Here is an 11,099-nt window from a genome sequence, read left to right on the forward strand (position 1 = left end):
AAGCCATGCTGATCGACTTTTTCTTCTCGCTGCGCCACGCCAAGCTGCCGGTATCGGTCAAGGAATACCTGACCATGCTCGAAGCCCTGCGCGCGCAGGTCATTTCGCCGTCGATCGACGAGTTCTACTACCTGTCCCGCATGACGCTGGTCAAGGACGAGAAGCACTTCGACAAGTTCGACCAGACCTTCGCCGCCTACTTCAAGGGCGTGGAAAGCCTGGTGGACTGGAAGAGCGACATCCCGCTGGACTGGCTGCAGAAGACGCTGGAGCGGGAGCTGTCCGCCGAGGAAAAGGCCAGGATCGAGGCCATGGGCGGGCTCGACAAGCTGATGGAGCGCCTGAAGCAACTGCTGGAAGAGCAGAAGGAAAAGCACGAAGGCGGCAACAAGTGGATCGGCACCGGCGGCACATCGCCGTTTGGCCATGGCGGCTACAACCCGGAGGGCATCCGCATCGGCGGGCCGTCCAAGGGCAACCGCACCGCGATCAAGGTCTGGGAATCGCGCGCCTACAAGGACTACGACGACCAGGTGGAACTGGGCACGCGCAACATCAAGGTGGCGCTGCGCCGCCTGCGCCGGTTTGCCCGAGAGGGCGCCGATACCGAGCTGGACCTCGACGACACCATCCATTCCACGGCGGCCAACGCCGGCATGCTCGACATCAAGCTGCGGCCCGAGCGCCACAACAAGGTCAAGGTGCTGATGCTGATGGATGTGGGCGGCTCGATGGACGACCACATCAAGCGCGTGGAAGAGCTGTTCTCGGCCACCAAGACCGAGTTCAAGCACCTGGAGTACTACTACTTCCACAACTGCCTGTACGACTACGTGTGGAAGAACAACCGGCGCCGCCACGCGGAAAAGATCGCCACGTGGGATCTGATTCACAAGTACACGCCGGACTACAAGGTGATCTTTGTCGGCGACGCGACGATGAGCCCTTACGAAATCCTGCAGCCCGGCGGCTCGGTCGAGTACAACAATCCCGAAGCCGGCGCGGTCTGGCTCAATCGCATGATCGAGCAGTTTCCGCGCTTCGTCTGGCTCAACCCCGAGCCGGAAGGCCTGTGGCAGTACCGCCAGTCGATCACGGTCATCAACCAGATCATGAAGAACCGCATGTATCCGGTAACGCTGGCGGGGCTGGAAGAAGCGATGAAGGTGCTGTCGAAGTAACTGGCCGGTGCCGGGGCGCGGCCGGCCGGTCACGCCACCACGTCAACGCCTTCCATCAGCCATTTCCGGAACGTCAGCAAGGCCGGCAGGTGGGCCTTCTGCTCCGGATAGCACAGGTAGTAGCCTTTCCTGGCCAGCACGCGCGCCGGATGGGCCACGATCAGCGTGCCGGTGGCCAGTTCCTCCTCGATCAGGCAACGCGGGATCAGCGCAATCCCCAGTCCGGACATGGCCGCCTGCGTCAGCAGCGTGAACTGGTCGAAACGCGCGCCGCTCCACGCCTGCCTCGTCGATACACCGAGTTCCGACAGCCAGTCGGGCCATGCCTCCGGCACGGTCGTATGGTGCAGCAGTGGATATTTGAGCAGCGCCGCGGGCGTCCTGGCCACGCCATCGGGTTCGTGTACGAGCAGCCCGGGCCGGCAGACCGGCAGCACCTCGCGGCCGGTCATGTAATCGGCCAGGCTGCCCGGCCAGACGCCGTCGCCAAAGCGGATGGCCGCGTCCAGATCGGGCTGGGAAAAGTCGTAGCCCTGCGCATGGGGCACGAATTCGAGCGTGACCTCCGGATGCCTGGCGAAGAACTGCGGCAGCCTCGGAATCAGCCACTTCGCACCGAGCGTGGGCATGCTGGCGATATGCAGGATGCCGCCGCGCCCCTGGCGTGCGATCAGTTCCACGCTGGCGGCTTCGATCTCCCCCAGACTGGGCCCGATGCGCTCCAGATAGCGCGTGCCCGCTGCGGTCAGCAATAGCCGCTGGCGCACCCGCTCGAACAGCTCCACGCCCAGGAACGCCTCCAGGCTCCGTACCTGCTTGCTGACCGCACCCTGCGTCACATGCAGTTCGCGCGCCGCCACCGTGAAACTGCTATGGCGAGCCGCCGCCTCGAAGGCCATCAACTCGGTCATCGACGGACACAAGCGCCGCATACCGCACCCCTTACTTCAATACCAAATGGAATGAGCTAGGGATTTTAAATCGTTTGCTACGAAGTTGCATTGGCGCGCAGAATCAGGACGCACGATTTTTGCATTGCCCCTTGGTTTGCACGCATTGGTTTGCACGCACTCGAGGTTTCAAATCAGGTCCGCAGAGACCGGCCTCTCTCTCCTTTCCCTTATCTTTTGACCGGAATCCTTTCGATGCAACGCCGTCCCCTGCTCAAGATCCTGGCCGCCGCCACTGCCTTTGCTGCTGCCGGCCTGACCCTGCCCGCCTTTGCCCAGGGCACGTATCCGACCAAGCCGATTACGCTCGTCGTGCCGTTCCCGGCCGGCGGCACCACCGATATCGTCGCGCGTATCGTCGCCGACAAGCTGGGCCAGCAACTGGGCCAGGCCGTGGTCGTGGATAACCGCGGCGGCGCCGGCGGCAGCATCGGCACCGGCTACCTGGCCAAGGCCGCGCCGGACGGCTACACGCTGGGCATTGCCACCGCTTCGACGCACGGCATCAACCCGGCCGTGTACCCGCGCCTGTCGTACGACGCCACCAAGGACTTCACGACGATCACGAACCTGGCGTCGGTGCCGAACGTGATGAGCATCCACCCGGGCGTGAAGGCCACCGACATGAAGTCGTTCATCGCGCTGGCCAAGTCCGAGCCGAACAAGCTGGCCTATGGCTCGGCCGGCAATGGCAGCGTGTCGCACATGATGGGCGAGCTGTTCAAGATGAGCAGCAAGACCGAACTGCTGCACGTGCCGTACAAGGGCGTGGGCCCGGCCCTGAACGACGCGCTGGCCGGCCAGGTGCAGATCCTGTTCGACAACCTGCCGTCGTCGCTGCCGTTCATCGAAGGCGGCAAGCTGCGTGCGCTGGCCGTGGCCGCGCCCAAGCGCGTGGCCGCCCTGCCGAACGTGCCGACCTTCGCCGAACTGGGCCTGCCCGAAGTGAACGACGCCGCCTGGTTCGGCCTGATCGCCCCGGCCAAGCTGCCGGCCGACATCCAGGCCAAGCTGAACGCCGCAGCCATCAAGGTGCTGGCCATGCCCGAAGTGAAGGCCAAGCTCGAAAAGCTGGGCGCCACCCCGGTGGGCGACACGCCGCAGCACTTCGCGCAGCAGATCGCCACCGAAGTGGCCAAGAACAAGAAGGTGGCAGCCGCCGCCAAGATTTCCCTGGACTAAACCTCACCGGCAGTTCGCATGACCGACGCAGAACGAAAGACCGCGGAAAGCCCTTACTTCCTGCAGATGCCGGAAGGCGAGAGCGGCCCGCTCTTTCTTGACTCACCGCATAGCTGCACCACGTACCCGGCGGACTTCCGCTACGCCGGCAACCTGCCCCTGCCGCTGCTGCGGCAGGCGGAAGACACGTTCGTGGAACAGCTCTACGCCGATGCCCCGGCACGTGGCATCCCGTTGCTGGCCGCGGGATGCCCGCGCAGCTACCTCGACGCCAACCGCGGCCTGGAGGAAATCGACGAGGCGCTGCTGGACGCGCCCTGGCCGGGCCTGAAGAAGGAAACGTCCAAGACGCGCCTGGGCAAGGGCCTGGTCTGGCGCGTGCTGGACACCGGCGAGCCGATCTACGACCGCAAGCTGAGCGTGGCAGAGCTGCAGGCGCGGATCGACAACTACTACGTGCCGTACTACGCGCAACTGCAGAAGTTGTCGGACGCGGCCGTGGCGCGCCATGGCCGCGTGTTCCACATCAACTGTCACTCGATGCCCAGCGAGGCCGCCAGGTTCGCGACCGAACATCCGGGCCTGCAGCATCCGGACTTCGTCGTCGGCGACCGCGACGGCACCACGTGCGACACGCGCTTCACCGATCGCGTGGAGGCGGTGCTCAAGGAGATGGGCTACGACGTGTGGCGCAATCACCCTTACAAGGGGGTGGAGATCGTGCGCGTGGTGGGCCAGCCGCAAGCCAACCGCCACAGCCTGCAGCTCGAAGTCAACCGCAAGCTCTATATGGACGAAGTGGGCCTGACCCACTCGGCCGGCTTCGACAAGCTCAAGCGCGACCTCAACGCGCTGATGGACGACCTGCTGCGATTCGCCAGCACGTTCTGAGTATGGTCCGGAATGGGCGCTGCAATGGTGCCCGGCGCCCCGGGACACGTAACTTGCGTGTCTCGGGGATCGCCTGAGTTGCATGAACACTGGGACATCTGCTATCGCGCGCAGGTAATAGCGCCGGATGCGTGCAAGTTGTAAGCAGTTAGAACGAAGGGTAACAAGATTTAGGAACTTCGCCGGCAGGCTTTCCTCTATCATGGCAATCCTTCACCAACCCTCCTTGCTGAATCAGGCAAAGACGATCCCGTGATCAAACGAATTTCCAGACTGTTTGGCAGCCAGCTTCGCATGCTGACTGCCGCAGTGGCAGGCGCGATTGCGCTGGCCGGCTGCGCCACCGCGCCGACCGACGACACCGCCCAGGCTGCCGCCGCCCCGGCCACGCCGGCCGGCATGCCCGCCACCGCATCGACCGCCCCGACCGGCACGCCCAGCGTCAAGCCGCCCCCCGTCGTCAACAAGAACCCGCCGACCACCACGGTCACGCTGCCCGACAAGGGCCGCGTGAGCCTGGCCGAGTATCGCGCGCAGATGCGCGAGCAGCTGATGAAGTCGGAGAATGCCACGGCCGACGTGGCGGACTGCGCCGCACATGCCAGTTGGGTGGTGCCGCGTTCGGCGTCCTACGACGCATTGAAGATCCCCACCGGCGCGCTGTCGGCCAGCCAGGCCACCGAGGAACGCTGGGAAGGCCGCTTCTCGCCCGGCAAACAGGCCGTGCCCGTGAGTTCGGTGGTGACGTTCAACGCCACGGCGCACAAGCGCAAGGGCGAGGCCCAGTGGCAGCCGGTCAAGGTGCGCTGCGGTTACAACGAGGGCATGATGCTGGCCTACGAACTGCTCGACAGCAACGGCGACACGATCACCGAGCCGGCAGCGGCCCCGGCCGTGTCCACGGCGTCGCACAGCAAGAAGAAGGGCAAGAGCAGCGCCAAGACATCGTCCGGGTCGAAGTCGACAACCAAATCGACGTCGAGCGCCAAGAGCACGTCCTCCTCATCCAAGACGAAAAAGAAGAACTGAGGCCGTTGCCCTGTTGATCTCCCCATCCCTCTCCCATTGCGGGAGAGGGATGGGGAAGACGGTTTTGCCTCAGCCCAGGTACTCCAGGATCGCCTGCAGCATCGCCGTGCCCAGCAGCGCGCTTTTTGCACCGTTCCAGCCCACGACCGGATCGGGCAGGTCGGCGTTGTCCTTGAACGGCATTTCCAGCGTCAGCGCCAGGCAGCCAAACGTGTGGCCGATGTACTTCGAGGCCAGCTTCAGCGCGTCGGCGTTGTACTTGCTGGCGGCGTAGCCGTGCACGTCCTGGAAGTCGGGCGTGGCGCGCTTGAACGCTTCGATAAAGCGTGACTGCTGCTCGCGCTGGGCTTCGGTGAAGCCGGGCAGCATCTCGCTGCCGGCCACGAAGTTGTACGGCAGCGCCTCGTCGCCGTGGATGTCGAAGAAGAGGTCCACGCCAGTGCGCTCGATCGCGCGGCGCACGTGGTAGACCTCGGGGCTCGTTTCCTCGCTCGGCTGCATCCACTCGCGATTCAGGTTCGCACCGGCCGCGTTGGTGCGCAGGTTGCCGCGCGACGAACCGTCCGGATTCATGTTCGGCACGATATGGAACACGGCGCGGTCCAGCAGCTTGCGCGCGACCGGATCGCCCTGCCAAGCGCCGGTGCCGGTCAGGCGCTGCAGCACGCCCTCGCAGAACCACTCGGCCATGCTTTCGCCCGGATGCTGGCGCGCGATCATCCAGATCGTCTTCTTGCCCGGGCCGGGCTGGCCCAGCGTCACGCAGGTCAGGTCACGGCCATCCACGGTGCTGCCCAGGTGCGACAGCTTCGCCAGCGGCGACCGCTGGCACGTGGCCAGCAGCGACAGGTGGCGTTCGTCGGAATACGGCTCGAAGTACGCCAGCCACACGCTGTCGTGCTCGGGCGTGAAGTCGACGGTCATCGTGGTGCCGTCGTACTGCGTGGGCACCCGGAACCAGTGCGCGCGGTCGTACGACGCCACGGCGCGGTAGTCGCGCCACCCGTCGGGATACGTACACTCGCCAGCGTTCAGGAACTTCAGCCGACACGCCTGCCCCGCCGCGCCCTGCAGGCGGAAGTGGAACCACTGGCGGAAATCGGCGTGGGAATCGGCGCGGATGCGCAGGCGGATGTCGTCGGCGCGATCGATGGCTTCGACTTCAATCGCGCCCGAATCGAACATCGAGGAAATGTGGAGTGACGAGGTAGGGAGTGCCGAGGTCATCAAATTTATCCTTTGTTCTTGGGAGCTGCTTCAGAATGAAGCGAAGCGTTCCGGCCAGTCGCGCGACCGCAGACAGTACAAGTCGTACGGCAAGGTCGCGCATCGACGCCAAAATCATTCTTGAGCGGCTTCCTAGTCTTCCAGGCGGCGGCGGAAAACCCAGCGGATATCGTCGGAAGCCGCCTTGTCGAACGCGTAGCCGTCTTCCTTGAATCGCTTGAGCTGCGCCGGGTCGATGACCCGGTGCGTGACCGCGTAGCGGGCCATCGTACCGCGCGCGCGCTTGGCGTGGAACGAAATGATCTTGTAGCGGCCGCCCTTCCAGTCCTCGAACACGGGCGTGATCACGCGGGCGTCGAGCACCTTGGGGCGCACCACCTTGAAATACTCCTCGGACGCCAGGTTCACCAGCGTGGGCGCGCCCTCGTGCCTGAGGTCCGCCATGTCCTTGTTGAGCAGCTTCGTGACATCGTCGCCCCAGAACGCGTACAGGTCGCGGCCGGCGGCGTTATCCAGGCGGGTGCCCATTTCCAGGCGGTACGGCTGCATCCAGTCCATCGGGCGCAGCACGCCGTAGAGGCCTGACAGGATGCGAATGTGCTTCTGGGCGAACGCCAGGTCGTCCGTGGACAGCGATTTGGCGTCCAGGCCGTCGTAGACGTCGCCATTGAAGGCCAGCACGGCCTGCTTGCTGTTGGCGGCCGTGAACTCGGGCGACCAGTCCCCATAGCGGGTCACGTTCAGCACTGCCAGCTTGTCGGAGATATCCATCAACGACGCCACGTCCTGAGGTGCCAGCATGCGCAGGCGCTCGATCAGCTCGGCGGAACGGTCGATAAAACGCGGCATCGTATGGGTCTTGACGCGCGGCGGCGTCTCGTAGTCCAGGGACTTGGCGGGAGACAGGACGATGAGCATGGCAAAATCGCGGGCAGAAACAAAGCTGAGATTGTAGCGAATGCCCACAGAGATCACCGCCGGCGCCCTGCCCGGCACCTCCGCCCCCCGAGTCGTACTCGATTCCAACGTCTGGGTCGACCTGCTGGTCTTCCGCGATCCGCACGTCGAGCCGATCCGCGCCGCGCTGGCGTCGGGTGCCATCGCGCCCGTCATCCGGGCCGACTGCCGCGAGGAACTGCGGCGGGTGCTGGCCTATCCGCAATTTGCCCGGTTCGCGGTCGATATCGACGCCGCACTCGCCGAGGTGGACCGCCTGACCACGCTGTCCGCGGCGCCCGAACCGGCCGATGCCGGCGCCATCCGCCTGCCCAAGTGCCGCGACACCGACGACCAGAAGTTCATCGAGCTGGCGCACTTTGCGCGGGCCGTGCTGCTGGTGTCCAAGGACAAGGCCGTACTCAAGCTCAGGAGCCGCCTGCGCCGCACCAGCGGCGTGGACGTGCTGACGCCGCTGGCCTTCACGGGCTGGCTGGCTGAGCGGGCCGCCGCCGAAGCCGTCGAAGCCGTCGAGCCCGCCCCGGCCGGCGATCCCCGCTAGAATGTCGCTCTGGTTTCTTGCCCGGTCCTATTCCGTTTCCGTCCAGTCATGTCCGAATCGACCCTCGCCCCGCTGAATCCGCTGAATCCGCCGCTGTCGCGCCTGCCCAACGTGGGGACCACGATCTTCACCGTCATGTCGGCGCTGGCCGCCGAAAAGAACGCCGTGAACCTGGGCCAGGGCTTTCCGGACTTCGATTGCGACCCGCGCATCGTCGACGCCGTGACGGGCGCCATGCGGGCGGGCCACAACCAGTACCCGCCGATGGCCGGCGTGCCGAAGCTGCGCCAGGCCATCGCCGGCAAGATCGCCCGCCTGTACGGCCATCAGTACGACTGGAACACCGAGATCACGATCACGGCCGGCGCCACGCAGGGCCTGTTGACAGCCATCCTGTGCGCGGTGCACCCCGGCGACGAAGTCATCGTGCTGGAGCCGTGCTACGACAGCTACCTGCCGTCGATCGAACTGGCCGGCGGGAGGGCCGTGCCCGTGCGGCTGGAAGCCCCGCTGTTCCGCATTCCGTTCGACAAGCTGGCTGCCGCGATCACGCCGAAGACGCGCATGATCATGATCAACACGCCGCACAACCCCACCGGCACGATCTGGCGCGCAGAAGACATGCAGCAACTGGCCGACCTGCTGGCCGGCACCGACATCCTGCTGCTGTCCGACGAGGTCTACGAGCACATGGTCTACGACGGCCAGCAGCACGCATCGGTGTCGCGCCACCCGGAACTGGCTCGCCGCAGCTTCGTGGTATCCAGCTTCGGCAAGACCTACCACGTCACGGGCTGGAAGGTGGGCTACGTGGCCGCGCCGGCCGCGCTGATGAACGAATTCCGCAAGGTGCACCAGTTCAACGTGTTCACCGTGAACACGCCGGTGCAACACGGCCTGGCCGACTACATGGCCGACCCGGCGCCGTACCTGGACCTCGCCGGCTTCTACCAGGCCAAGCGCGACTACTTCCGCGCCGGGCTGGCCAATACGCGCTTCAGGCTGCTGCCGTCGGATGGCACGTACTTCCAGTGCGTCGACTATTCGGCCATTTCCGATATGAGCGAGGCCGATTTCTCGATGTGGCTGACGCGGGAAATTGGCGTTGCGGCCATTCCGGTATCGGCGTTCTATTCCGAGCCGCGCGAATCGGGCGTGGTGCGCTTCTGCTTCGCCAAGAAGGAAGAAACGCTCAAGCTGGCGCTGGAGCGGCTGGCCAGGCTATAACCTGCCGACCGGCTATAAGCGCCGCGCATCCCCGCCATGAAGAAAAGCCCCGCTGGCTTCCCGCCGCGGGGCTTTTTGCTTAATTTGGCGCGTGGTGCGCTAAAGCCCTGTCCGCCTTACTTGTTCCGGCTCAGCATCAGCTCGGTGTTGGCCTTGCGCTCGGCGTTGACCCTCTGCACGCTTGGCCGCTCCGCCATTGCCTTCAGATAATCCTTGACCGGCAAGCCCGCGAGCAGGTCTTCGCCGTAGATGATCTTCGTGCAGGACGAGATCAGCGGCAGATGGCACACGGCGGCGCAGTCGGCCAGCGTGAACGTGTCGCCGGCGATATATGGCGAGAACTTCGCCAGACGGCCGAACGCCGGGATGTACTTGTCCAGCAGGTTGCGCTGGCGTTCCTTGACGCGGTCGCTGACCTTGCCGCCGAAGAACGCTTCCGCGTACAGCTCGCGGGCGGTGAGTTCCAGGTAAAGCTCCAGGAACGTGATGATTTCGCGCACCTTGCCGGCCTGGAACGGGTCCTGCGGCAGCAGCGGCGCCTGGATGTAGCTGGCTTCCAGGTACTCGACGATGGTTTCGGACTCGCACAGCGGGCCGGCATCGGTGATGATGTAGGGGACCTTGCCCAGCGGCGATGCCGCCAGGTCGGTCTCACCGATCCAGGCCAGCACTTCCTCGAACGGCAGGTTCTTTTCCAGCAGCGCCAGCTTGACCTTGTTGTAGTAGTTGCTGGCGGCAAAACCGCAGAGCTTCAGCATGTCGTCTCTCTCCGAATTGGGATGGAATCGCCGGTGTCGACCCGGGGCCGCACCGTCGCCGTCTGCCCTGCCAGACATGGCCGATCAGCGCACGCCGCATGCGCGGCGCCTCTGTCGCGAAAGGTGCAGAAAACGTACGATCGTGCTAATTTAGCCACAACTTTTTTGGACCAACAATGAGCAATTCCACTATCCAGACGCTCGGCATCGTTGGCACTGGCGCCATGGGCCGCGGCATCGCCCAGATCGCCGCGCAGGCAGGCCTGACCGTACACCTGTTCGATACCAACGCCCAGGCCGTGGCCGCCGCGCGCCAGTACCTGCAGGATACCTTTGCCAAGCTGGCCGACAAGGGCAAGATCAGCGCCGCCGACAGCGACGCCGCGCTGGCCCGCGTGAAGGCCGCCAGCGCGCTGGAAGACCTGGCCGGCTGCGACATGGTGGTGGAAGCCATCGTCGAACGCCTGGACGTCAAGCGCGAGCTGGTGGCCAAGCTCGAAGCCATCCTGCGTGACGATGCGGTGATCGCGTCGAACACCTCGTCGCTGTCGATCACGGCCATCGCCGTGGGCGCGAAGAAGCCGGGCCGTGTGGTCGGCTACCACTTCTTCAACCCGGTGCCGCTGATGAAGGTCGTGGAAGTGATCGATGGCCTGTCGGGCGATCCCGCCGTGGGCGACCGCCTGATGGAGCTGTCGCGCCGCATGGGCCATACGCCGGTGCGCTGCAAGGACATGCCGGGCTTCATCGTGAACCATGCCGGCCGCGGCATGAACATCGAGGGCCTGAAGGCCGCGCAGGAAGGCGTGGCCGAGTTCGTCGACATCGACAACATCATGCGCGAGCAGGCTGGTTTCCGCATGGGCCCGTTCGAGCTGATGGACCTGACCGGGCTCGACGTGTCGCATCCGGTGATGGAGTCGATCTACAACCAGTTCTACCAGGAGCCGCGCTATCGCCCGTCGCCGATCACGGCACTGCGCTCGGTAGGCGGCCTGCTGGGCCGCAAGACCGGCGCCGGCTTCTATGCGTACCCGGAAGGCCAGAAGCAGTTGCCCGCCGCAAGGCCGGTGCCCGATGCGCGCCCGGCCAGCGTGTGGGTAAGCCGCGCCAACGAACGCGGCCATGCCATGACCGTGAAGCTGATGACCGCACT

Annotated in this window: 11 protein-coding genes; 7 read left to right on the forward strand and 4 right to left on the reverse strand. The window is 65.1% G+C overall.

Annotated elements, in window-relative coordinates; all coding sequences use genetic code 11:
* Positions 1-5: 5 nt before the first annotated feature.
* Positions 6-1,181 (forward strand): vWA domain-containing protein, encoded by a 1,176-nt coding sequence (locus BLQ58_RS08540; protein ID WP_029051366.1) that lies wholly within the window; start codon positions 6-8, stop codon positions 1,179-1,181.
* Between the two features lie 29 nt (positions 1,182-1,210).
* Here BLQ58_RS08540 and BLQ58_RS08545 read toward each other — a convergent pair whose 3' ends face one another.
* The gene (locus tag BLQ58_RS08545) at positions 1,211-2,113 is read right to left on the reverse strand and encodes a LysR family transcriptional regulator (protein WP_029051365.1); all 903 of its coding nucleotides are present in this window, start codon (positions 2,111-2,113) and stop codon (positions 1,211-1,213) included.
* A 213-nt stretch (positions 2,114-2,326) separates the two neighbouring features.
* Here BLQ58_RS08545 and BLQ58_RS08550 point away from each other — a divergent pair, with 213 nt between their 5' ends.
* From BLQ58_RS08550 to BLQ58_RS08560, 3 genes are all read left to right on the forward strand, one after another.
* On the forward strand, positions 2,327-3,313 hold the full coding sequence (locus tag BLQ58_RS08550) for a Bug family tripartite tricarboxylate transporter substrate binding protein (RefSeq protein WP_029051364.1): 987 nt from the start codon (positions 2,327-2,329) through the stop codon (positions 3,311-3,313).
* Between the two features lie 18 nt (positions 3,314-3,331).
* The gene (locus tag BLQ58_RS08555) at positions 3,332-4,204 is read left to right on the forward strand and encodes an N-formylglutamate amidohydrolase (protein WP_029051363.1); all 873 of its coding nucleotides are present in this window, start codon (positions 3,332-3,334) and stop codon (positions 4,202-4,204) included.
* Between the two features lie 294 nt (positions 4,205-4,498).
* Positions 4,499-5,233, forward strand: coding sequence for a BspC domain-containing protein (locus tag BLQ58_RS08560; protein ID WP_029051362.1), 735 nt, complete (start codon positions 4,499-4,501; stop codon positions 5,231-5,233).
* A gap of 69 nt (positions 5,234-5,302) precedes the next feature.
* On the opposite strand, the gene BLQ58_RS08565 is transcribed toward BLQ58_RS08560, so the two are convergent.
* Together BLQ58_RS08565 and yaaA are read right to left on the reverse strand one after the other, a co-directional pair.
* Positions 5,303-6,460 carry a M14 family metallopeptidase gene (locus BLQ58_RS08565; protein ID WP_049815928.1) on the reverse strand — a complete coding sequence of 386 codons (1,158 nt, stop codon included), beginning with the start codon at positions 6,458-6,460 and terminating at the stop codon, positions 5,303-5,305.
* A 132-nt stretch (positions 6,461-6,592) separates the two neighbouring features.
* A complete protein-coding gene (gene yaaA / locus BLQ58_RS08570) occupies positions 6,593-7,378 on the reverse strand; it encodes a peroxide stress protein YaaA (protein WP_092596523.1) in 786 nt (261 codons plus the stop codon).
* Between the two features lie 40 nt (positions 7,379-7,418).
* Here yaaA and BLQ58_RS08575 point away from each other — a divergent pair, with 40 nt between their 5' ends.
* On the forward strand, positions 7,419-7,958 hold the full coding sequence (locus BLQ58_RS08575; RefSeq protein WP_092596414.1) for a putative toxin-antitoxin system toxin component, PIN family: 540 nt from the start codon (positions 7,419-7,421) through the stop codon (positions 7,956-7,958).
* Between the two features lie 48 nt (positions 7,959-8,006).
* The gene (locus BLQ58_RS08580) at positions 8,007-9,185 is read left to right on the forward strand and encodes a pyridoxal phosphate-dependent aminotransferase (RefSeq protein ID WP_092596416.1); all 1,179 of its coding nucleotides are present in this window, start codon (positions 8,007-8,009) and stop codon (positions 9,183-9,185) included.
* A gap of 116 nt (positions 9,186-9,301) precedes the next feature.
* On the opposite strand, the gene BLQ58_RS08585 is transcribed toward BLQ58_RS08580, so the two are convergent.
* On the reverse strand, positions 9,302-9,943 hold the full coding sequence (locus BLQ58_RS08585) for a glutathione S-transferase (RefSeq protein ID WP_092596419.1): 642 nt from the start codon (positions 9,941-9,943) through the stop codon (positions 9,302-9,304).
* Between the two features lie 176 nt (positions 9,944-10,119).
* On the opposite strand from BLQ58_RS08585, the gene BLQ58_RS08590 reads away from it, so the two are divergent.
* On the forward strand, positions 10,120-11,099 hold a 980-nt coding region (locus tag BLQ58_RS08590; protein WP_139186081.1), incomplete at its 3' end, for a 3-hydroxyacyl-CoA dehydrogenase.

Origin of the sequence: Ralstonia sp. 25mfcol4.1 (assembly GCF_900104095.1) — a bacterium.
Lineage (GTDB): Bacteria > Pseudomonadota > Gammaproteobacteria > Burkholderiales > Burkholderiaceae > Cupriavidus.

Bases quoted from the DNA above. Each gene is read 5' to 3' on its own strand.
- BLQ58_RS08540 (WP_029051366.1), top strand. From the start codon at position 6: ATGCTGATCGACTTTTTCTTCTCGCTGCGCCACGCCAAGCTGCCGGTA.
- BLQ58_RS08545 (WP_029051365.1), bottom strand. From the start codon at position 2,113: ATGCGGCGCTTGTGTCCGTCGATGACCGAGTTGATGGCCTTCGAGGCG.
- BLQ58_RS08550 (WP_029051364.1), top strand. From the start codon at position 2,327: ATGCAACGCCGTCCCCTGCTCAAGATCCTGGCCGCCGCCACTGCCTTT.
- BLQ58_RS08555 (WP_029051363.1), top strand. From the start codon at position 3,332: ATGACCGACGCAGAACGAAAGACCGCGGAAAGCCCTTACTTCCTGCAG.
- BLQ58_RS08560 (WP_029051362.1), top strand. From the start codon at position 4,499: ATGCTGACTGCCGCAGTGGCAGGCGCGATTGCGCTGGCCGGCTGCGCC.
- BLQ58_RS08565 (WP_049815928.1), bottom strand. From the start codon at position 6,460: ATGACCTCGGCACTCCCTACCTCGTCACTCCACATTTCCTCGATGTTC.
- yaaA (WP_092596523.1), bottom strand. From the start codon at position 7,378: ATGCTCATCGTCCTGTCTCCCGCCAAGTCCCTGGACTACGAGACGCCG.
- BLQ58_RS08575 (WP_092596414.1), top strand. From the start codon at position 7,419: ATGCCCACAGAGATCACCGCCGGCGCCCTGCCCGGCACCTCCGCCCCC.
- BLQ58_RS08580 (WP_092596416.1), top strand. From the start codon at position 8,007: ATGTCCGAATCGACCCTCGCCCCGCTGAATCCGCTGAATCCGCCGCTG.
- BLQ58_RS08585 (WP_092596419.1), bottom strand. From the start codon at position 9,943: ATGCTGAAGCTCTGCGGTTTTGCCGCCAGCAACTACTACAACAAGGTC.